Source organism: Streptomyces sp. NPDC058246, from assembly GCF_042881985.1.
GTDB lineage: Bacteria > Actinomycetota > Actinomycetes > Streptomycetales > Streptomycetaceae > Streptomyces.
The window spans coordinates 1-19,859 of the sequence record NZ_JBHVWZ010000017.1; the positions used below are offsets into that span (position 1 = coordinate 1).

General features: G+C 68.9%; 18 protein-coding genes and 3 pseudogenes. 10 read left to right on the top strand and 11 right to left on the bottom strand.

What is annotated here, in order from left to right; translation table 11 throughout:
- Positions 1-1,165 precede the first annotated feature (1,165 nt).
- Complete coding sequence (locus ACFVXA_RS23900) at positions 1,166-1,597, bottom strand: winged helix-turn-helix transcriptional regulator (RefSeq protein WP_390026447.1); 432 nt, start codon at positions 1,595-1,597, stop codon at positions 1,166-1,168.
- Positions 1,598-1,689: 92 nt separating this feature from the next.
- Between ACFVXA_RS23900 and ACFVXA_RS23905 the strand changes: the two genes are divergently transcribed.
- Together ACFVXA_RS23905 and ACFVXA_RS23910 are read left to right on the top strand one after the other, a co-directional pair.
- Positions 1,690-2,529 (top strand): SDR family oxidoreductase, encoded by an 840-nt coding sequence (locus ACFVXA_RS23905; protein WP_390026450.1) that lies wholly within the window; start codon positions 1,690-1,692, stop codon positions 2,527-2,529.
- 393 nt (positions 2,530-2,922) lie between these two features.
- Positions 2,923-3,321 (top strand): hypothetical protein, encoded by a 399-nt coding sequence (locus ACFVXA_RS23910; RefSeq protein WP_390026452.1) that lies wholly within the window; start codon positions 2,923-2,925, stop codon positions 3,319-3,321.
- Between the two features lie 207 nt (positions 3,322-3,528).
- On the opposite strand, the gene ACFVXA_RS23915 is transcribed toward ACFVXA_RS23910, so the two are convergent.
- Both ACFVXA_RS23915 and ACFVXA_RS23920 read right to left on the bottom strand, forming a co-directional pair.
- On the bottom strand, positions 3,529-3,933 hold the full coding sequence (locus ACFVXA_RS23915) for a hypothetical protein (protein ID WP_390026456.1): 405 nt from the start codon (positions 3,931-3,933) through the stop codon (positions 3,529-3,531).
- 194 nt (positions 3,934-4,127) lie between these two features.
- On the bottom strand, positions 4,128-4,541 hold the full coding sequence (locus ACFVXA_RS23920; protein ID WP_390026678.1) for a CoA-binding protein: 414 nt from the start codon (positions 4,539-4,541) through the stop codon (positions 4,128-4,130).
- Positions 4,542-4,792: 251 nt separating this feature from the next.
- Here ACFVXA_RS23920 and ACFVXA_RS23925 point away from each other — a divergent pair, with 251 nt between their 5' ends.
- Complete coding sequence (locus tag ACFVXA_RS23925; protein ID WP_390026458.1) at positions 4,793-4,981, top strand: hypothetical protein; 189 nt, start codon at positions 4,793-4,795, stop codon at positions 4,979-4,981.
- A 548-nt stretch (positions 4,982-5,529) separates the two neighbouring features.
- Here ACFVXA_RS23925 and ACFVXA_RS23930 read toward each other — a convergent pair.
- Positions 5,530-6,016 (bottom strand): annotated as a pseudogene (locus ACFVXA_RS23930) (nitroreductase family deazaflavin-dependent oxidoreductase).
- 263 nt (positions 6,017-6,279) lie between these two features.
- Positions 6,280-6,576: a helix-turn-helix domain-containing protein gene (locus tag ACFVXA_RS23935; RefSeq protein ID WP_362030275.1), complete on the bottom strand. Its 297-nt coding sequence runs from the start codon at positions 6,574-6,576 to the stop codon at positions 6,280-6,282.
- A gap of 139 nt (positions 6,577-6,715) precedes the next feature.
- On the opposite strand from ACFVXA_RS23935, the gene ACFVXA_RS23940 reads away from it, so the two are divergent.
- The 3 genes from ACFVXA_RS23940 to ACFVXA_RS23950 are packed head-to-tail and all read left to right on the top strand — an operon-like array spanning position 6,716 to position 9,024.
- Positions 6,716-7,300 carry a carboxymuconolactone decarboxylase family protein gene (locus tag ACFVXA_RS23940; protein ID WP_383901811.1) on the top strand — a complete coding sequence of 195 codons (585 nt, stop codon included), beginning with the start codon at positions 6,716-6,718 and terminating at the stop codon, positions 7,298-7,300.
- A 47-nt stretch (positions 7,301-7,347) separates the two neighbouring features.
- A complete protein-coding gene (locus ACFVXA_RS23945; RefSeq protein WP_389938520.1) occupies positions 7,348-8,697 on the top strand; it encodes an MFS transporter in 1,350 nt (449 codons plus the stop codon).
- Positions 8,698-8,730: 33 nt separating this feature from the next.
- On the top strand, positions 8,731-9,024 hold the full coding sequence (locus ACFVXA_RS23950; RefSeq protein ID WP_362030162.1) for a DUF1330 domain-containing protein: 294 nt from the start codon (positions 8,731-8,733) through the stop codon (positions 9,022-9,024).
- A 49-nt stretch (positions 9,025-9,073) separates the two neighbouring features.
- On the opposite strand, the pseudogene ACFVXA_RS23955 reads toward ACFVXA_RS23950, so the two are convergent.
- Positions 9,074-9,268: pseudogene (locus ACFVXA_RS23955) on the bottom strand (site-specific integrase); the annotation flags it as partial.
- Between ACFVXA_RS23955 and ACFVXA_RS23960 the strand changes: the two are divergent.
- On the top strand, positions 9,221-10,351 hold the full coding sequence (locus ACFVXA_RS23960) for a hypothetical protein (RefSeq protein WP_390026693.1): 1,131 nt from the start codon (positions 9,221-9,223) through the stop codon (positions 10,349-10,351). The pseudogene ACFVXA_RS23955 and the gene ACFVXA_RS23960 sit on opposite strands and share 48 nt — an antisense overlap.
- 9 nt (positions 10,352-10,360) lie before the next feature.
- Here ACFVXA_RS23960 and ACFVXA_RS23965 read toward each other — a convergent pair.
- The 4 genes and pseudogenes from ACFVXA_RS23965 to ACFVXA_RS23980 all read right to left on the bottom strand — a co-directional run bounded on the left by ACFVXA_RS23965 (position 10,361) and on the right by ACFVXA_RS23980 (position 13,805).
- Positions 10,361-11,889, bottom strand: a pseudogene (locus ACFVXA_RS23965) (ISKra4 family transposase).
- 74 nt (positions 11,890-11,963) lie between these two features.
- Positions 11,964-12,491 (bottom strand): hypothetical protein, encoded by a 528-nt coding sequence (locus ACFVXA_RS23970; RefSeq protein ID WP_390026460.1) that lies wholly within the window; start codon positions 12,489-12,491, stop codon positions 11,964-11,966.
- A 148-nt stretch (positions 12,492-12,639) separates the two neighbouring features.
- Positions 12,640-13,182 carry a hypothetical protein gene (locus tag ACFVXA_RS23975; protein ID WP_389517859.1) on the bottom strand — a complete coding sequence of 181 codons (543 nt, stop codon included), beginning with the start codon at positions 13,180-13,182 and terminating at the stop codon, positions 12,640-12,642.
- Positions 13,183-13,202: 20 nt separating this feature from the next.
- Entirely contained in the window at positions 13,203-13,805 is a 603-nt protein-coding gene (locus tag ACFVXA_RS23980) for a NucA/NucB deoxyribonuclease domain-containing protein (protein ID WP_390026463.1), read from the bottom strand.
- Positions 13,806-13,987: 182 nt separating this feature from the next.
- On the opposite strand from ACFVXA_RS23980, the gene ACFVXA_RS23985 reads away from it, so the two are divergent.
- The 3 genes from ACFVXA_RS23985 (at position 13,988) to ACFVXA_RS23995 (ending at position 18,364) form a co-directional block, all read left to right on the top strand.
- Positions 13,988-14,329: a hypothetical protein gene (locus tag ACFVXA_RS23985; protein ID WP_390026465.1), complete on the top strand. Its 342-nt coding sequence runs from the start codon at positions 13,988-13,990 to the stop codon at positions 14,327-14,329.
- Between the two features lie 464 nt (positions 14,330-14,793).
- The gene (locus ACFVXA_RS23990; protein WP_390026467.1) at positions 14,794-17,262 is read left to right on the top strand and encodes a tetratricopeptide repeat protein; all 2,469 of its coding nucleotides are present in this window, start codon (positions 14,794-14,796) and stop codon (positions 17,260-17,262) included.
- Between the two features lie 88 nt (positions 17,263-17,350).
- Entirely contained in the window at positions 17,351-18,364 is a 1,014-nt protein-coding gene (locus ACFVXA_RS23995; protein ID WP_390026469.1) for an NAD-dependent epimerase/dehydratase family protein, read from the top strand.
- On the opposite strand, the gene ACFVXA_RS24000 is transcribed toward ACFVXA_RS23995, so the two are convergent.
- Positions 18,365-19,690: a DNA-binding protein gene (locus tag ACFVXA_RS24000; protein ID WP_390026471.1), complete on the bottom strand. Its 1,326-nt coding sequence runs from the start codon at positions 19,688-19,690 to the stop codon at positions 18,365-18,367. It abuts the gene before it with no gap.
- Positions 19,691-19,859: the final 169 nt, after the last annotated feature.

Genomic DNA, 19,859 nt, shown 5'->3' on the forward strand with positions numbered 1-19,859 from the left:
GACCAGGCCGTGCAACAAGTAAGCCCCGCCACCCCACCCCCCGTCACCCTCCGACAAATCGGGACTTGACACACACATAAACAACAACTAAAAGCCCCCCCCCACCCACCCCCCCCACCCACCCGCCACCCACCCAAACCCAGACCACAAAAAAGGGGGCCCACAGCCCCCACGCCCCCCCACACACACAACCCCGCACCCCCCACAGCCCCGGCACAAACCACCAGCAGCCCCACCGACGGCCTCACCGACCAAAGCCCCCCGGAATCACCGCCAGGCCGCCAAGCAACCAACCCGCACACCCAGCACCACCGCCCACGAAAGGCACCACAGGAAGAGAGCAGGCCACAACACGTTCGATGTCCCATTGCCCGCCACCGTGGGAGGGGAGCCAGCGTCACGGGCCGTGGTCGCGCCCGCCCGTGGAGCGAAAGCCGCAAGCGCACCGGCGTCACTCACGCGAGCACGCAGGAAACAGTCGGCCTACTCGGTGATCTCGGGGTAGGACGAGTCTCGATGAGCTGGGTGGCCGCGGCCTGGATGCCGAAGCCGCGGTGCGAAGACCGCCGCCCGGACCCAGCAGAGCCCAATGCGCTCCGGCTCGCCCACAAGACGCCCCGATACTGCCCGCGTCGATCACAAGCCGGCCGTGGGAGAAGCGGACGAACGGCATACGGGTACGACCGCAGACCACAGTCCGGATGTCGTCCTCGGCCACGACATCGTGGACCGCGACAATGCGGGGGTGGTCGCGCAGCTTCGCGGCGTTGCGGGCCTCACGCGCGGCCCGGACCAGCCGCTCACCCCTGCCGATCCCCAGGCTCGAGACCCCACGGTCGGCCCAGTTCGCAGACCTCCCTCACCCGCACACGGCTCATGTCCTCCAGGCGCACCTGAGGGAAGCGGACGCCGTGATCCTCAGCGGCGGACACCACACGGACAGGGACAGTCACCCGCGTGGCCGATCGGCCACGGAACCGAGACCGGCCGGCCGGCCTCCTCACTCCCTGGAGTGAGCCACACGACTCCCTGGTGTGAGCCACACGCAGGACAGGTCCTCCACGGACGGTGTCTGGGTGGCGCGGCCTTCCGCCACCGGCCCGTGCCGGGGTACGCATGTGCCCTGCTGCCGTGACGGCCAGTGTCCGTCGCCGAGACGGTGAAGCTATTGAGGGCCTGGAGTGGCCGGCTGCCTCGCTTGACCCGTTGCGCTCAGCCGCTCCGCGGCGGACGTTCCGCCGGGCGGCAGCCGCTGCGTGATCCGGTCGAACAAGTCCGTCAGCGGCTTACCGACGTCCTGGCCGAACTCAGTCAGCCCGTAGGTGACTTGGGGCGGCGTCGTCGGCTCCACCTCCCGCCAGACCAAGCCGTCCTGGACCAGTGCGCGCAGTGTCTGAGCGAGCATCTTCTCGCTGATGCCCCGGATGCTGTCGCGCAACTCGTGAAAACGAAGGTCGCTGCTCCGCAAGGAGATCAGCACCCAGACACCCCACCTGCTGGTCACATGGTCGACCACGTCGCGCGCAGGGCAGTCGGTGTGAAACACCTCATACCGATGGTCCGCCTCGGCCTGCGTCAGCTGCACACCTTCTGCCATGTCCGGAGCTTACCTCTGGGTATGTTCTTACGAAAAGTAAGCCCGCCTCCTAGCGTCAACTGCCCCAGCGCGCAACGGACTAGGAGCTGAACATGATCGTGGTGACCGGAGCTACCGGGAATGTGGGCCGGCCTCTGACGCAGGCCCTGGCCCAGGCGGGCGCGCAGGTGACGACGGTGTCACGGCACGCGGCAGCGGCAGCGGACGGGGCCCGGCACATGCCGGCCGACCTGGCCCACCCGCAGAGCCTCACCGCCGCGCTGGACGGGGCGAAGGCGCTGTTCCTCCTGCTCTCCGGCGACCTGCACGCCCCCGAAGCCAGCCCGGCCGACATCATCGACCTGGCCGCGGCCAGCGGGGTCCGCCGGGTCGTCCTGCTGTCATCGCAGGGCGTGGCGACCAGGCCGCACGGCGTGTCGCGGATCGCGATGCGCGCAGTGGAGGACGCGCTCAGAGAATCCGGCCTGGACTGGACCGTCCTGCGACCGGGCGGCTTCGCCTCCAACGCCCTGGCCTGGGCGGAGTCCGTCCGCACACAACAGACGGTCGCCGCACCCTTCGGCGACGTCGGAGTCCCCATCGTCGACCCGGCCGACATCGCCCAGGTCGCGGCGGCCTGCCTGCTCGACGACCGGCACACCGGCACAGTCCTGGAACTGACCGGACCCAAAGTGATCACACCACGTCAGCAGGCGCAGGCCATCGCCGCCGCACTCGGCTCACCGGTCCGCTTCCACGAACTCACCCGCGAGCAGGCCAAGGCCGCGATGACCCAGTCCGTGCCACCGGCCCTCGCCGACGACACCCTGGACATCACCGCCGCCCCCAACCCCGCCGAACTGCGGATCAGCCCGGACGTGGAACGAGTCCTCGGCCGCGCCCCGAGCCCCTTCAACGACTGGGTCGCCCGTAACATCACCGCCTTCCGCTGACACACAACACAGCAGAAGGGCACCACCGGCCCCGGCCCGGCCGGCTTCACCGCGGCAGGACGCACCCACGCCGCCGCCGCCGCGCGATCCACCGCGCGAAAAAAGACCCGACGGCACACAGGACGCTGCACCCCTTCTGCCGCGGTCACCTCAGCCCCACCCCAGCAGCAGACAGGAACGAGGGCCAACAAGAACATGGCGCTCCGGGACCGCGCCCCCAAGCGGCCCGTCCCACTATGTTTGACAGAACACGAACGCGTTGTCACCGCCGCCGAACCAGTGGCGCATCAGGCAACGTTCGTCTCTTGGGACGTTGACTGGCAGTTGGCCAGACGTCCGCACCCGGTCGCAGGAAGGGTCCTGTGGCCGCCAGCATCCACGTAGGGTGCTCGGGTGTTCAATCGGCTTGAGGTCAGTGCGTTGCCACCGGGTCCCCGATGGGCTGCCCAGCTGCAGTTCCGAATCGACGGCGAGGAACTGGTGGCACAGGCGGTCGGAGAGGCAGGCCGCGGCCCGTTCGCGGAAGAGGCGCTGCCCGACGACGGTCACGGTCCCCTCTGGGCGACCGGCGAGGGGCGACGTGTCGTGCTGGGCGAGCCTGAGTGCACGGGCGGATGCTGTGGCTACCTGTCCGTGTTCGTGCGGCGTCACGGCGGGATCGTGGAGTGGTCCGAGTGGCAGGTGCCCGTAGACACGACACGGCCCCCAGCGCTCCATTTCGACGCCGATCAGTACGACGCCGAACTGACCCGAGCAGCAACAGACCGGTGGTGGCAGGTCTATACGGAGTGACTGACGCGCCGCCGGTCCTGTCCTGGGTGGCGCCCGGCCGTCAGGCAGTGCGGGTGACCCCCGGCGGGCGTTGATGCCTGCCCGGCCACTCCGTCCTATGCGTGACTCAGGCGGTCACCCGCCTGAGCCCGCCCGCCGTGCCTCCGTCCGACGGCGTGATCCGCACCCCCGCCCCGGGCGGGGCCGAGTCATGTGGTGTCACACCGTTCAGCGCGTGGCCGGAAGCGGCGACTGTCCCACTCCCGGGCAATCTGCCGTGCCATCGCAGCAACGTCGAAGCCGGTACAGGCGGTACTGATTGGCGGAAGGGGTCATACCGCCGATCTCAGCGAGTTGCTCCAGCCTACAGGCGCGGTTGCCACGGAACTCGCGTCCACAGGCGAGCAGGAGACGGATCTCGCGGTCGGCGGCCTCCTTGCCCCCGCGGGCAGTGCCGATCGCCACCAGCAGGTCCTCGTCAAGGCCGTCGCATGGAGCCTCAAGGCCGGCGGCGTACTCACTGCGGGCTTGCTGCGCCTGCTCGCAGGCGTCCTCGAACAGGTCCCCGGGCGTGACGCCTCCGGGTTCGGGCAGCGGTCCACGGATGGCCGCGAGGCCACCGATCACATCCATGTTTGCGGATAACGCAAAAACTGCGTTCGCCGCAACGAAGGTTGCAAGCCGCGGCCCCAGCCGATCTCATACGCCCCGCAAGTGGCGTCTGCTCTACGCCACCGCACCCACGGGCGCAAGCCGCCGACGGTCCAAGTCCGGCCGTCTTCGGCGCCCGAGGGGCCCCGTCGGAAGACGGGGCCCCCGGGGCAGCGTCAGCCCAGCCCCAGCCGGGGTATCTCCCGTCCCGGGGAACGGTCCATCACCATCAGCAGGCCGGCCCCGCGAGTCCTGTCGTAGGCGGCCTCGTCGATGACGCCCAGCTGGAACCAGACCGCCCTGGCGCCGACCGCCACAGCCTGGTCGGCGACGCCTCCGGCGAGGTCGGAGTTGACGAACACGTCCACCACATCCACCGGGAAAGGGATCTCCGCAAGGGAGGCGTAGCCCTGCTCACCGTGCACCGACTCGGCCTTCGGATGCACAGGCACCACCCTCTTGCCGATGCGCCGCAGCTTCTCGGCCACGCGGTAAGCGGCCCGTTCGGGGTTGTCGGACAGGCCCACCACGGCCCAGGTGTCCCCGACAGCGGTGAGAATCTGCCCTATTGTCGCGTCATCGCCATACATCGTCATGCCCGGCACCACCGTGCGGCAGTGAGTTCCGCACCAGATACCGCCAACCTCACGATCATGGGGAGTGCCAGGTCTGTGGACTTCGTCAGCCGCATGAGGAAACATTAGCCAACTTGAATACTGTATGCAATAGCTCTGCACTAAAGAGACGACCCAGGCCCCACGCCACGCACGCACGCACGCACGCGCGCACGCAGCAGACCAAGGACTGGAACACCGACTACGGAACGGCCTGGAACTCGGCGGTGCGCCCCCGCGATCCCGGCAACCTGTGGCCCGCGCCGCACTACGGCACGAAGACCACCTCCACCAAGGACGGCACCGAGACCAAGCTGAAGAACGCCGTCTGCAACGGCACCATCACCCTCTCCGCCGCCCGCAGCGCCATCAAGAACAACTGCACCACCGCACTCCAGGTCACCGGCGTCGGCTGACCTCCAGTGAGGTCGTAGACCCCGCCCGGTGACCGATTCCAAGGGATCGGCCGCGCGCATGCGACGAAGAAACCCAACATCATTGCCTCAAGACAGAGTTGGACTCCCTCACCACCGCACTCAGGCCGGTGACGCACTGGCAGCGGTAGCCCGTGGACGGGGGGCATCCAATCCACCCGCCGCCAGACCGACACGCTGCCAGCCACCCGCGCAGCCGCCCGAAGACCAACGCACTGCCGGTGCCGTTCGCAACGGCGGCCATCGACGCCCAACCGAACGGCAAGCGGGCTCGCTACCACCCTTCATACCCCGTGAACTGCGGAAAGGGGCTGGGGCCGATTCGGGGCGACACTACGGCCGGCCTCCTCTGTCACGCTGATGACTCGCCGCCTGGTGTCCCGTCTCACGAGACCTTGCCTCTGTCTCACCTGGCCTTGTTCAGTTCGCATTCCGGGGACAAGGCCAAGTGAGACTGTCCATGTCGGCCTCGGACTCCTATCCCCAGCGGCGCGGCGCCTTGTCGGGCCGAACGAGTGAGGCCCGGGGGTTCAGTTCCTCGTCGAGGGCGCTGGGGCGTCCGCCGGCCCTGCCACATCCACGGGTTCCAGCACGAAGACAGGGATCACACGGTCAGTCTTCTCCTGGTATTCGGCGTACGGCGGATACGCGGCGACCCTCCCGCTCCCACCACTCGGCCTTCTCGTCCCCGGTGATCTCACGGGCCGTCATGTCCCGGCGTTCGGCCCCGTCCTGGAGCTCCACGTGCGGGTCGGACTTGACGTCGAAGTACCAGACCGGGTGACGCGGGAAGCCAGCCTTCGAGGCCGCGGCCGCGTACCGCCCCGCGTGCTCCACACGCATCAGCGGGATCTTACGGATCTTGCCGCTCTTCGCGCCGCGCGTCGTGACAATGACGACGGGCAGGCCCGTGTCCCAGAGCGTCGTCCCCTGCGTGCCGCCCGAACCCTCATACAGTTCGACCTGTTCGCGCACCCACTGCGCCGGACTCGGCTCGTACTCGCCCTCAAGAGGCATCGTGGTCACCCCGTCGCCGCTTACGGACCATGCTGCGCAGCCCAACACAAGCCCGGCGCGCAGGCGAGACCGCCGTTCCCGCTCTGCCGCCGGACACGGATAAAGACCGGAGCCAGGTCAGGGCGCTGCGGTCCGGCGGCCAGCAGCCCTGGAAAATGCGCCCAGCCGACAAGTCCAAGTGACACGGCAAAGTTCCGGTATCTCACCCGACCACCTTGTGCCGGACCGGCGTCCGCTTCCCTCGCCCACCGCCCGCTCCACCTTCATGCCTCCGCAGGATTCTGATTGTTCTGCTCTTGCGCCTGCGCCCAGGTGATCGCCCATTCGTTGAGTGGTTGTAGGGCGTGACTGAGTGCTGCCCCCAGGCGAGTGAGCTCGTAGCCGTTGGCTGAGGGGGCGATGATCCCGTTTGTCGTGAGTTCGCGAAGCCGCTGGTAGAGGACGCTGGATGACAGTCCTTCGCACCGTGCCAGCAGCGTGCGGGCGCCGAGAGGACCCGCACGCAGCTCCCAGAGAATGCGCAGCGCCCACCGACGGCCGAAGAGGTCCATCGCGGCCATGATCGGACGGCCGGTCGTCGATCCACGAACCGGTGTTCCTGGGCGCGGTGTCGGCATGACCCTCCTTGTGTTTCGTTATTCGAAACACTAGCATCCGTGCCGTGTTTCGAATTTCGAAACAACCTCAACGGGAGCGCCGATGTCGCGAATAGCCCTGCTGGAACCGCCGTACACCGACGAGGCCGGCGCGCTGCTCGCGCGCATGATGCCCGGGGACGTGCCGCCGATCGGGCTGTTCCGGATGTTCGCCAGAAACCTCCCGATGGCCGACGCCATGCACGGATGGGGGCGCTATGAGCTGGGCCGACAGCTGACCCTGACCATGAGGGAGCGCGAGATCGCCATCGACCGGACATGCGCGCTGTGCGGCTGCGAGTACGAGTGGGGCGTGCACATGATGACGTTCGCCGAGCGGGTCGAGCTCACCCGCGAGCAGGCGGCATCCCTGGTGCACGGCGGCCCCGCTGACGCGTGCTGGACGTCGGAGCGGGAACGGCTGCTCATCCTCGCCGTCGACGCGCTGCACGAGCGTTCCGACATCGATGACGCGCTGTGGACACGACTCGTGTCGGTCTTCGACGAGCTCCAGCTGCTCGATCTGCTTCTGCTGTGCGGGTGGTACCACGCCGTCAGCTTCGCCGCGCGCGCCACGCGCATGCCGCACGAGCCCGGCGCGCCTCGCTTCGCCGACTTCCTCCCCATCACGACCGCGACCAACCGGTGAGCACTACCCGGGAGCGCTCCGAGGCGCGGCTGCTGGTCCCCTCGCTGATGTTCATCGCTCTGGTCGCGGCGGCGGTCGCAAGCCTCGGGACGCCGCTCATCACCAGCGTGGCGACCTCGTTCCACGTCTCGCTCGGCAGCGCGCAGTGGACGCTGACCGTCGCGCTGCTCAGCGGCGCCGTCGCCACGCCGGTCCTGGGCCGGCTCGGAGCCGGCCCGCACCGGCGGGCCACGATCCTCGCCACGCTGGCGGTCGTCGTCGCCGGCAGCGCGCTCACCGTGCTGCCGCTGCCGTTCGCGTGGATGCTGGCCGGCAGGGCGGCCCAGGGCGTCGGGCTCGGGCTGACAGCGCTGATGATGGGAGTGGCCCGGGACCACCTCCCCGAGGAGCGCAGCGCGGCCGTGATCGCCCTGATCTCGGTGGTCTCGATCATCGGGGCCGGCGTCGGCTACCCGCTGGCCGCACTGCTCGCCGAGCTCGGCGGGGTAGGGGCCGCCTACGGCCTCGGCCTGGTCGTCACCGCCGCCGCCCTCCTGACCGCGTGGCGCTCCATGCCCGAAGCCCCCGAAGGCCGCTCCGCCCACGTGGACGTGGCAGGCGCGGTCGTCCTGGCCGCTGCGCTGCTCCCGGTGCTGTTCCTCGCCGGCGAACGAAATCTGTGGAGCCGGCACCTCGCCGTGGCGGCGGGCCTCGCCGTCGTCGCGGTCGTGCTGCTCTGCGTCTGGGCCGTCATCGAGCTGCGCAGCACGACGCCCCTGGTCGATGTGCGGGCGGTGCGGCACCCCGCGGTCGCCGGGGCGAACCTCGCCATGTTCGTCGGCGGGATCGGCATGTACCTCCTGCTCACGCTCATCACCCGGTACGCGCAGACGCCGCACGGCGCCGGCTACGGCTTCGGGCTGACGACCTTCGTCGCCGGGCTGGTCCTCATCCCGTTCTCGGTGCTGGGGTTCGTCGCCGGCAAGCTCACGCCGCGGGTCCGGACGCGGATCGCCGACCCCCTGCTCCTGGCCGGCAGCGCCGTCGTGGTCGGCGGCGGGTTCGCCCTGTTCGCGGCGGCCCGGTCGGACCTGGCCGAACTGTTCGCGGCGATGGGCGTGCTCGGCTTCGGCGTCGGCGGTTTCTCGGCCGCGATGCCCGGCGTCATCCTGGCCGTCACCCCCAAGAGCGAGACGTCGAGCGCCATGAGCTTCAACTACGTCGTCCGCAGCGTCGGGTACTCCCTGGGCAGCGCCATCGGCGGCCTGATCCTCGCCGCGGGCACCGGCCCCGGCCACCTCTTCCCCGACGACAGCGCCTACACCACCGCGGCGCTGGTCGGCATCGGCGCCATGGCGATCACGACGCTGACAAGCCTCGCTCTCGCCCGCCGGCGCTCGTCCGAGACCAACCCGTAAGTCAGATGCACTCATCCCAACACTGGAGGTTCCATGCCCAAGGGCTACTGGGTCAGCGTCTACCGCACCATTTCAGACCCTGAGAAGCTGGCTGCTTACAACAAGCTGGCCGCTCCGGCCGTCAAGGCCGGGGGCGGTCGAACCTTCGCCCGTGGCGGTCGGGTCGTCGCACACGACGCTGGAATCGCCGAGCGCACCGTCCTAGTCGAGTTCGACAGCTTCGAGCAGGCCGTCGCGGCGTACGAGAGTGCGGCCTACCAGGAGGCGCTGGTCGCCCTCTCCGACGGCGTCGAGCGCGACTTCCGCATCGTCGAAGGCATCGACTGACCGAGGTCCAGTCGGATCTTCACGCTCAACTTGACTGCCGCTGACGAGGTCAGCGCCGACTGTCTCCAGGGGCAAGCAAGCTGGTGACCTCGGCGATTGCCTCCGCCGAGGGGTGGAAATAGCGCCGTACGTTCTCCGGTTTCTTGTGCCGTGACTTGGCCATAAGCATCGGCAGGCTGGCTCCGGCCTCGCTGAGATGAGTGAGCCCGGAGTGGCGCCGTTCGTGCAGGTCCCAGCCCGCGCCCTGCACGCCAGCGAGTGCCGGGTCCTCCAGCTCGCCAGACAGCCCTACCACCGCTGGCTCGAACGGCCGGTGACCAATGCCGTGCTGGAGGAGGCCTACCGCACGAACGCGTTGTTCGACGCCCATCGTGAGGATCCGGAGTTCGGCTACCGATTCCTGGCCGATGAAGCCCGCGGCGCGGGATCGGTCATGGCCGACAGGACGGCGTGGCGGATCTGCCGGGACAACCGCTGGTGGAGTGTGTTCGGGAAGAGGCGCGGCAGGATCGAAAAGGCCGGTCCGCCGGTGCACGACGACCTGGTCCGCCGTGACTTCACCGCGGATGGCCCCAACCGGCTGTGGCTCGCCGACATCACCGAACACGCCACCGCTTGGATTCCAGTAGTCGTCGCAACGATCGAAGCTACGAGGCGTCCAGTAAAGCAGCCAGGCGCTCGGACGGGGTATCCCATTTGGGTGCGGATCCTTTGGAGGGAACAATCTCGGATGCCTGGGCGGGTGAAGGGCCACGAGAATGGTGCGATGCGGTCGCCCGATTTCACGGAGGACGAATATGCGAGAACTGTCGAAAGTCTGCGCGGTAGGCGCCTTGTAGGAGTGACCTACTACCCGCTGAGCTGCGGTGACGATGGCGCCGAGGCCGAGGAGTGGGACTTTGGCGTGTGGCACCAGCCCACGATGGGCGTCGGCCTGCTCGCCGATAACGGCAATCGATACTCGGCAGTGTGGGGCAACAGTTTCGACTGCTACGGCCTGGAGATCTTCCAAGAGCCCATGTCCAGTCAATTGACCATGATCGGACAGCCCGGAGGGACGCCAGCCGTGGTTGTAACTGACCATCCTTCCTGGTCAGGGCTCATCGGGGTCACGCTCGTGGGCGCCGACATACTCTGGTCCGAGGGTGACTACGGACTCCGAGTGCCGGTCGCTGTCGAGCTTCGTGCACCTGCTGCCACAGCGTGGCTTGTCGCGGGGCGTCCAGCACAGTGGCCACCAGACGGACGTTTCTGCCTCGGAACTGACGACGTAATGACCGTCTTCACGCGCGAGTTCGCTGGCACCGTCGGTCTCCCTTTGAAGTAACTGTCGGGATCAAGCGGTGAGGCTGTAGTTGTGCTGGTCAGGGCTGGGGTAGAGGCGTTGGTGTTCGCGGGCCGTGTGGAAGATCCAGTAGTCCTCGAAGTCGCCATTCGTGATCAGTGCGCGGAGTTGGAGGACGGCTTCTGCGCCGTCGAGTCCCCAGCGGGCTCCGGTGATGTCGAGGCGGTCGGCGATCAGGTGGCGGCAGGCGCCTTCGACGGCGCCGGTGGCGATCGGCCACCGACTGCGAGGGCGGTGTCGTAGTGGAGCTGGTCGAGGTGACCGGTGAGGTAGCGGTGGCAGGTCGGGACGGCCTCGCGACGGGCGGCGGGAAGCTGTTCGGCTGCGGCCTGGAGGGTCATCTCGGCGGCGGCTCGGCCGGCGTGTCCGGCGAGGATCGCGGTGAGTTTGTCCGCGGCCCAGGTCTCGGCCTCGCGGCTGCCGACCGGGTGGAAAGCGTGCGCGGCCGTCCAGCAGTACTCGGCAACATGCACGAAGTCGAGCAGGACATGCAGGCGGATGCCGCGGCGGGCGGCTTCGTCCTGGATCAGGTCGAGTTGGTGGCGGGCGCCGTCGACGAGCACGATCCAGTCCCGCAGATGCTGCAGGTCGCGGGCCTCGGCCTGGTCGAAGGCGTCGGCGATGACCTGCTCCGGAGGACGGATCACCGAGGCGGTGCACCATTTGCGCTCCGCTTTCGGGCCCGGCCTCGGCCTCCGGCTCTCGCTGCGGCCACCCGGCGGATGCACGATGTCGTGCGGCCGGCGCGAGGCAGGCGCGGTGTCGAAGACACAGGCCACCGTCGCCATGCGCTTGCGGTTGGGTTTTTCTCCCGGAGCCAGCCGCCCGGCCGCCACGCTCCGGGCCGCGGCCCGGCGGGTGGCCTCGCGCAGGGCTTCGGGGCGCATCACCACGCCCTTGCCGTCGACCTGGAGGACCAGCGGCATCTCGCGGGTGCACGGGGTGGGGATCTTCACCGTGTAGTAGGCGGCGATGTCGACGGCCGCAGCGATCACCAGCTCTTCGAGGCGGCGCTTGCCCAGCACTCTCCCGCACCGTCGCTCGATCGCGGCCTGGGCCTGGTCGAACGAGCCTCTCACGGCTTCCAGGACCGCAAGCCGGGCCAGCCCGCGCGAGTGCCGGCCCGCGGGCAGCGACAATGCTTCGTCGGCCGGGTGCACGTTGGACACGCCCCGGCCGCGATAGGCGATCCTGTTCACCCGGACCGGCCCGAACACGCAGGTCAGCGAGCGGGGGTGGTTGCTCTCCCGCCAGGTCCGCGGCTGTCCTTCCGGCCCGCGCACCACCGGCCGTCCCGCGCTGACGCGGGCCGCCGCTTCTTCAGCCCTCGCCCGCAGGTCGAGGTGATCCTGCATCAGCTGCCTCAGCAGCTCGCGCCCTTGCTGCTCGAGCAGGCCCTCCAGCTCGTCATGGGCCATGTCCCGCGCCGGGGCGCCGGCCAGCGTCGAGACGAGGCGTTCGAAGGCACCACGGGAGGCGGCATAGGCACCAGGCTCGAATAAGGCGTCATAGGGTTCCATCTGGGGCTCTTCTTCGGCTCTTCTTGCGATTCGTTCGGTTGGCACCTTCGAATCTACGGAGAAGAGCCCCTTGGTCACCGGGAGTTGACGTGGTCGGCGTCCCCGTCGTGGCGGGCCAGGGTGAACCGTCCCGGCGCGTCCTCGTCCAGCCAGCCCCGTTCCACCAGACGCTTCAGCTTCCCCCGTGTCCCCTCGATCTTCGCCGTCGTTGCCTCCAGCCCGATCCGCGGCACGATCTGCTTGGCCTGCAACGGACCCGGAGCATCGGCGACGATCTCCACGATGTCCCGGTATACGTCCGGCAACACCTGAGCGACCAGGCCCTCCCGCCACGGCGGCACCGCCATCACCCCGATGCCGTGAGGCGCCGGCGCTTCCTTGGGTTCCGGCGGGTCGTGCACCTCTGCCTCCGGCGCTTCCTCCGCGGCCGACAACTCCGCCAGCACCTGCATCACGGTCTCCCGCGTGATCTCCAACCGCGACAGATCCGCCCGGGCCTTCTCCAGCCGGACAGCCAACTCCGCAGCCTCGGCCTGCAGTTCTTCCACCCGTTGTCGAGCCGCGGCCTCCCGCGCCTGGAGTTCTTCCGGCAACGACACCATGGCACCCCACCTCCACCTCGCCACGGTAGAAGTACGACGGCACCGCCCACACGTCAATCAGCGTCTTCCCAGCTCAGCTGTCCCTCGAAAGGATCCGCACCCTACCGACTTTGACCCCTGGTGCGGCTCGGCTGGATCCCCCCGATATCTAGGTCCAGTCCTCCTCATCGTCGTCGTCAATGGGTTCGGGCTCCCGGCTGTAAGCGAGGTCCAGGACGTACCGTTCGGTGACGGGGCAGTTGTTCCATGCCTCGGTGAGCCAGTCGTCGGGGGCGTCTTCGGGGAGCTGGGCGATGGTGGTGTCGTAGTAGTCGCCTGCCGCTCGCCGGTTGGTCCACCAGGCGTGGCCCACGTAGACGCCTGGACGGGGCAGGATGACGTCGTCGGGGGCCGGGCCGCGGTCGAGCTGTCCCACCACGAGGATGCCCGTCTCGGACTCGAGGCTGATGTCGACGTGGCCTTCGGCATCGGCCGGCGGCTTGGGCGGAGTCTCCCAGATGCGGATGGTGATCTGGACGGGCATGTCGGGTTGCAGGCTGAGGAGGTACAGGTGGTAGCCGTTTCCCGCCACCACCTGCACCTCGGCGGCCTTCAGGGCGGCGCTGTCGCCGAGGAAGGCGTCCGCGTCGTAGACCTCCAGGACGCGGCGGCCGGGTGTTGCGGTGACGTGATGCTCGGCGATAAGCGCCATGGCCAGTCGGAGCCTTTCAGCTAGTTCGTGATCTTCACGTAGAAGGGGTCGCCGTTCAGTACTCGGTTGAGTGTGTACACCGCGTTGATGTACTCCCCGCCCTTGCGGTTGTCCGGGCCGTCGATCAGCCGGACAGAGAAGCGGTTGTCGCCCTTCGTGGAGCCTTCCTCAGTGGAGGCGAAGGGGTACTCGTCGCATTCCAGGCCGCTGCCGGTGTAGTCCCCCCAGACCTTCTTGCATTCCTGGATAGACTTCTTGCGGTTGGCGTCAACCTTGTCCGGATCAATGACCCGGTGCAGGGGTTCCTTCGCTCCGGGGATCGTCTTGCCGGGCCACGAGGGGAAGGTGCGCTCGGGCCGGTTCAGGGCGTCGTAGATGTGCAGGGCACTTTCCTTGGCTTCGGGATCCTTCTGGCTCATGACCAGTTCTACGTGGGCGGCGGTGAAGACGGTGCCCTTGTAGGTCGATAGCTTTTCGCGGAACTCAGGTCGAGCGTGGATCAACACCGCTCCGAGAACACGGCAGTCCACGACCGCCGACCTCAACTCCGCTTCTGAAACACGCCCGTTCGCCGCGCGCCCCGCGCGCGGCCCGGACATCATGCCGCCATGAGCGACGAGCAACCCGCACCAAACGACGCCCCTGGTGGCACTGGGCCCTAGCCGCAGCCGGCACACGTGTCTGCTTCTTTCCCCAAACGGCTGGATAGAGCGGGCCATTGATGCTATCTGTGGAGGAACCAGGCAGATGACGGCGGGGGGTTGACGTGCCACCGAAGTGGAGGGCCGTCATCATCGTCGTGGCCGTGGCGGGAATCGTGTCCACTCCCCTGTTCTGGTTGCTGAACAGCCCGGACACGGGCCAGCTGGTCGCCGCGTCGGTGCAGGGCCTTGTTGCAATCGCCGCATTTGTGTGGGCTCTGATGCAGCCACCGGCAGGTCCCTCTCGTCCTCCCTCGGCCAACTCAGCCGCCGCGGACCGTGCTGCGCATACCGGCGGGGCCGAGGCCCGTGACGGTGGAAGCGCCGCCACGGGCATCCGGCGCGCCGCCGGAAGCGAAGGCGGAAGCGCTGTTGCCGAGCACACCGGAGATGCGACGGCGCACGGGCCGGGAAGCAGCGCCAGCACCGGCATCGAGTACACCTGACGGGCCTGGCGCCCAAACGGAACGAGGGTCCCCGTCCCATGACCGCACCAGAGTCCCAGGAACCCTCTCCCCCGAGTGCGCAGCCGCCTGCGACGGGAGCCGCCGCCCCAGCAACGCCACCTTCAAGTCCCGCGGTTGTCGTCGTGGGATCGGGCGATGCCACCGCTTTAGCAGGCGCCCAGGCGGTGACGGGCTACCGTGGGCTGCCGCCGGAGGCCGTGGTCACCGCGGCCGGCGGACCAGGCCGGGTCGAGTGGACGGGCAATGCCCATGCACGGGACGGGGCGATCGCCAACACCGGCCACATCGGAGCCCTCACCGTGGTGCAGGCTCCCCGCCCGCCGGTCTCGCTGCCGCACATCGTGGGATCTTTGCCCCCGCGCTCCCATCCGTTCCGTCGCCGTCGCAGGGTGGGCCGACTGCATGGGCCCCTGCCCGCGAGAGCAGCGGAACCCTCGTGTTACGTGCTCACCGGCATGGGCGGTACGGGCAAGACGCAGGCGGCCGTCAATGCGGCCCGGCAGGCCTGGCAAGACCGGCAACTGGACCTGCTGGTCTGGGTGAACGCCGCCTCGCGCCAGGCCATTCTCGAGGCCTATGCACAAGCCGGCAGCGACGTACTGGGCGTCGACCCTGCCCTGCCGGAGCTGGCTGCCCGCCGCTTCCTGGCCTGGCTGGAGCACGGGCCGGTCACGCCCGAGCAACGCTGGATGGTGATCCTGGACGACCTCAACGCGCCGGAGGACCTACGCGATCTGTGGCCGCCGGAAACTCCCTACGGCCGCACAGTGATCACAACTCGTCGGCGCGACGCCGCGTTGCTCGGCCGGGCCGAAGTGATCGACGTGGACCTGTTCTCTCCCGGGGAAGCGGCCGCGTACCTGCAAGCCGGTCTCGCCGCGCATCACCGCCCAGCATCCGAGACCGAGTGTGCCGCGCTGGCCGGCGCCCTCGGTCACCTACCGCTGGCTCTGTCTCAGGCGGTCGCCTACCTGGTCGACGCCGACGAAGACATTCCTGCCTACCTCGCCCGGTTGGCCGACCATACGCGGCGCCTGGCCGATCTGCTGCCCGAGCATGACAGCCTGCCCGACGGGCAGCACGCCACCGCGGCCTCGGCCTGGGCGCTGTCGGTCGAGCGGGCCAACCAGCTGCGCCCACGCGGGCTGGCGGGACCCGTGCTCACACTCATCAGCGTGCTCGACTCCCACGCCGTCCCCGAGACTGCCCTGACCTGCCAGATGGCCCGGGCCTTCGCCGCGCCTGCGGCGGCGCCCTCCGCGGTATCCGGCACTCCCCGGCCTGCCGCTGCTGTTCCGGCCGAGGACGAGGTGCGCGCCGCGCTGCGCGTCCTGCACCGTCTCCACCTCATCGAGCACACCTCAAACGACCCGTATGCATCGGTGGCCATACACCCGCTCGTCCACCGCGCCCTGCGCGACGACCTCACCGACCCCGAAAGCACCGCGCAGACAGCCGCAAACTGCCTGCTCGAGGTGTGGCCTCCCCTCGAGCAGGACACTGGCCTCGCCCGCGCCCTGCGTGCCAACACCGAGGCACTCATCCGCCACAGCGGGGCAGCCCTGTGGCGTCCCCGCCTGCACAGTGTGATCTTCCGCCTCGGGCGCAGCCTAGGCGAAGCTGGCCACCACGCCGCGGCCGCGGCCCACTTCCATCGGGCCTCAGAGGCGGCGGACCAGTATCTCGGCGCCGCACATGGCGACACCCTGGCCGCCCGGGGCCACCATGTGCGCTGGCTGGGCGCATCCGGCGAACCCGCCCAAGCGGCCCGCCTGGCCGCGGATCTGATCGCCGACATCACCGCCACACGAGGCTCCGACCACGACGACACCCTGGCCGTGCGTGCCCAGCACGCGCACTGGACCGGAGTGGCCGGCGGTCCCCTGGCCGCCATGGAACTCACTTCCGCCCTGCTGCAGGACCGCGAACGGCTACAAGGCGCCGACCATCCCGACGTCTTCACCACCCGCGGCAATCTTGCCCGCTGGTACGGCCTTTCGGGCGCGCAGGCGGCCGCGGTACGCGGCTTCAGACAGCTGGTGGCCGACCGCACCCGCGTCCAGGGCGCCGAGCACCGAGACACTCTCACCAGCCGCGGCAACCTGGCCCACTGGCGCGGCGTGGCCGGCACCCCCATCGAAGCAGTACAGGACTTCTCAGCCCTGCTCAATGACCGCACCCGCATCCTCGGCGCCGAGCACCCCGACACGCTGACCACCCGCCGCCAGCTCGCCCACTGGCAGGGACTGGCCGGCCACCTCCAGCAGGCATACGAGGGATACGCATCGTTCGTTACCGATCTGGGCCGGCTGCTGGGCTGGCAGCATCCCGACGTTCTCCGTGCCCGTGCCGCCTGCGCCCACTGGCGCGGCACAGCCGGCGACCCCGAGGCTGCGATGAACGAACTCGAGAGCCTCTACGAGGATCTGGGCCATTTCTACGGCCATCACCACCCCGACACCCTCAGCGCAGCCGCCCAACTCGCCCACTGGCAGGGCACCGCCGGATACACCCAGACCGCCGCCGAGCTGACCGGCATGCTGGTGGGGGCCCGTGAACAGCTCCTAGGCCCCGACCACCCCACCACTCTGGACATGCGAGCCCGCCTCGTCCTGTGGTTGGCCGCATCCCGCCAGGAAAGCCGTGCCGCCCGCGAACTCACCGAACTCATTCACGACGAGGCCCGCGTTCACGGCCCGCAGCATGCCCGCACCGGCAGAGCCCGCGACGCGCTGCTTCACCTCCGTCTCTACCCGGGAAACCGCGACGACGGCATCCCGACCACCGGCGCGCTCCTAGAAGCGCTCCTGCACCTCCTCGGCCCCGATCACCCCAGCACCCTCACCGCACGCGACAGCCTCGCCCGCTGGCAGCAGGACACCGACGGCTCCCAACCCTACTTCGGACAGTGACGCCGTCATCACGACTGCGGGCCCCTCAGCAACGTTCGCCAGCGGGACCGCTCTGTCCTTCATTCCAGCCGAAGGGCAGGATCGGCGCATGAGGATTCTGGTCATCGGCGGGACGTGGTTCCTGGGCAGAGCCATCGCGGAGAGTGCGCTGTCGAAGGGGTGGACGGTCACCACGTTCAACCGTGGCCGCTCAGGGCCCGATGTACCGGGCGTGGAGCCCGTGCAGGGGGACCGAACAGTGCGCGAAGACCTCCTGAAGCTGGCTCAGCATGGCCCGTGGGATGCGGTGATCGACACCTCCAGCTCGGAGCTCCCCCCACGGGACGTGCTCCTGGCCACAACATCCCTGCGCAAACACGTCCGTCGGTGGGTGCACATCTCCACCGTCTCGGTCTACCAGGGATGGCCGCACGAGCCGCTGACGGAAGAGTCGCCGCTACTGGAGTGCCCTGCCGACGCCGACGAGTCGTTCGGGTACACGGGCGAGTGCGGCAGCCCTACTCAGTATGGCTTTCAGAAGGCCGGCGGGGAGCGGGCCGTCGCGGAGGTCTTCGGCGAGGCCGCGGTGTTTCTGCGGCCGGGCGTGATCCTGGGCCCCGGCGAGTATGTCGGCCGTCTGCCCTGGTGGCTGGAGCGGGCCAAGCGGGGCGGGCGCATCCTCGCTCCGGCTCCGGCCGACCAGCAGATCCAGCCCGTCGACGTCCGCGACGTCGCGCAGTTCGTTCTTCACCAGGCCGCCGGCTCAAGTAGTGGGGGCTTCAACATCACACATCCCGACGGCATCTCGTTCCGCGGCTTCCTGCGCGAGTGCCTGAGCGCGACAGGCAGCGACGGTACTCCGGTCTGGGTGGACGCTGCGGTGCTTGCCGAGCATGGCGTGAAGCAGTGGACTGAGCTGCCTCTGTGGCGTACCCACGCGGGTGTGTGGGCAGTCGATTCGCGCCGGGCTGTGGAAGCGGGTCTGAGGTGTCGGCCGATCGCGGAGACCATCCGCGATACGTGGCAGTGGTGGGCTGGGGACGGGCGTCCCGTGGACCACCCGAGGTGGGCGGAGCACGGGATCGCCCCAGGGAAGGAGGCGAGTATTCTCGCCTCGCTGTGATCAGGTCTCGATCGCCAGCAGGCTGACGGGCGGGCCGAGCCGGTACGGCGGGGACACGCGGGTGAAGTCCTCGATGCGCTCCCGCAGTTCGGTCGGGAGCGGGGCCCCGTGGTAGGGGGGCCGCGACAGGTGTCGGCCGATGCGGGCGGCCCGTACGACGATGCCGGTTTTCCGCTGGTCGGCGGGCACGTCCCAGACTGGTGCCAGGGCCTCGGCGGCGCCGTCGACGTCGTCGGCCAGGAGCCGGGCGTGTGCAAGGTCGGCGGCTGCGCCCGCTCGGACGTGTGCGGATTGCTCGTCCTGCGGCTTCTCCCCGAGGAGCGCGAGGGCGCGACGTGCCGCAGCCTCGGCCTGTGCGCTGTCCCCGATGAGCAGGGCGGTGGTGCTGTTGGACATAGCCAGGCGCTCTGGTGAGAATCCGAACTCACCGCCCACGGTGTCGTGCAGCTCGTCGCGCAGGTCGTGGTCGCTGTCCTGGGAGTGCCGGATCGCTTGCTGTGTTGAGGTGACGTCGCCGAGGTGTGCGTATGCGCGGGCCAGAATGGCGTGCAGGCGGCTTTGGGCGACGTTGCCGAGGCCTCCGTGGGACAGGGCGCGGTTCGCTTTCGTCACGGCCTCCGTTGTGTTGCCTGTGTGGTAGGCGATGTAGGCGAGGGTGCCGTCGGCGAAGGCCTGCAGGGGCGTGAAGCGTGAACTCTCGCCGTACACGGCGGCCGCTCGGGCGAGGGTTCGGGCGCTTGGGAAGTAGCCCAGGTCGAAGGCGGCGACCGCCAGGAGGGCGGCTGTCTGCCCGTTCAGGACCATCAACGCTTGCTGTTGGACTGGGACCTGTGTCCTGTCGCGCTGTCGCTCGACTTCCTGGCGGAGGCGGTCGGCCTCCTCGTATGCCTTGCCGGCCGGCAGGCCGTGATAACGGCGGGCGAGGATCACCACTTGGTCGCGCAGTTCGTCGATGGTGTTGTCGGAGATAGACGCCGTGGCAGTTGCATCGGCGCCGTCGTGGGCTTCACGTGCAGTCATTCGAACTCGCTCTTCCAGGTCGAACGCGGGTGCCTGGGGATCGTCCTCGGGTGGCAGCCCGAACAGCTGCTCTGCTGTGTGCTCGGGCCATATGGCTTCGAGAATCCGGCAGCTCTCGGGACCGGGCAGTTTGACCAGCTTGCCGCCCGTCCAGCGCCGGAACTGCGTCTCGCCGCAGGTCGGGTTGTTGGGGTCGTGCCCGAAGAGGCGGACACCGATCTCGGTGAACCTCTCCTCGAACCGGCGGTAGGGAAGTCTGTCCCGATCGCACAGCCACGCGAGCAGGGTCTTCGGCTCATTCTTCATTCCGCCCCCAGTCTGCGGTGCCCCGGTCGGTGATCCCTTCCCTGGAAGGGGATACCGCCGTTGCGCTCGACGACAACAAGCCCTGCACAGAAGCCACTTCAAAGCTACTCCGGCGCCATGTCGGTCGCCCTCACGTGGCAAAGAGGACATGTTCCAGGACATGGCGGAG

Bases quoted from the DNA above. Each gene is read 5' to 3' on its own strand.
- ACFVXA_RS23900 (WP_390026447.1), bottom strand. From the start codon at position 1,597: ATGGCAGAAGGTGTGCAGCTGACGCAGGCCGAGGCGGACCATCGGTAT.
- ACFVXA_RS23905 (WP_390026450.1), top strand. From the start codon at position 1,690: ATGATCGTGGTGACCGGAGCTACCGGGAATGTGGGCCGGCCTCTGACG.
- ACFVXA_RS23915 (WP_390026456.1), bottom strand. From the start codon at position 3,933: ATGGATGTGATCGGTGGCCTCGCGGCCATCCGTGGACCGCTGCCCGAA.
- ACFVXA_RS23920 (WP_390026678.1), bottom strand. From the start codon at position 4,541: ATGTATGGCGATGACGCGACAATAGGGCAGATTCTCACCGCTGTCGGG.
- ACFVXA_RS23935 (WP_362030275.1), bottom strand. From the start codon at position 6,576: ATGGCCGCGATGGACCTCTTCGGCCGTCGGTGGGCGCTGCGCATTCTC.
- ACFVXA_RS23940 (WP_383901811.1), top strand. From the start codon at position 6,716: ATGTCGCGAATAGCCCTGCTGGAACCGCCGTACACCGACGAGGCCGGC.
- ACFVXA_RS23945 (WP_389938520.1), top strand. From the start codon at position 7,348: ATGTTCATCGCTCTGGTCGCGGCGGCGGTCGCAAGCCTCGGGACGCCG.
- ACFVXA_RS23950 (WP_362030162.1), top strand. From the start codon at position 8,731: ATGCCCAAGGGCTACTGGGTCAGCGTCTACCGCACCATTTCAGACCCT.
- ACFVXA_RS23960 (WP_390026693.1), top strand. From the start codon at position 9,221: ATGAGTGAGCCCGGAGTGGCGCCGTTCGTGCAGGTCCCAGCCCGCGCC.
- ACFVXA_RS23970 (WP_390026460.1), bottom strand. From the start codon at position 12,491: ATGGTGTCGTTGCCGGAAGAACTCCAGGCGCGGGAGGCCGCGGCTCGA.
- ACFVXA_RS23975 (WP_389517859.1), bottom strand. From the start codon at position 13,182: ATGGCGCTTATCGCCGAGCATCACGTCACCGCAACACCCGGCCGCCGC.
- ACFVXA_RS23995 (WP_390026469.1), top strand. From the start codon at position 17,351: ATGAGGATTCTGGTCATCGGCGGGACGTGGTTCCTGGGCAGAGCCATC.
- ACFVXA_RS24000 (WP_390026471.1), bottom strand. From the start codon at position 19,690: ATGAAGAATGAGCCGAAGACCCTGCTCGCGTGGCTGTGCGATCGGGAC.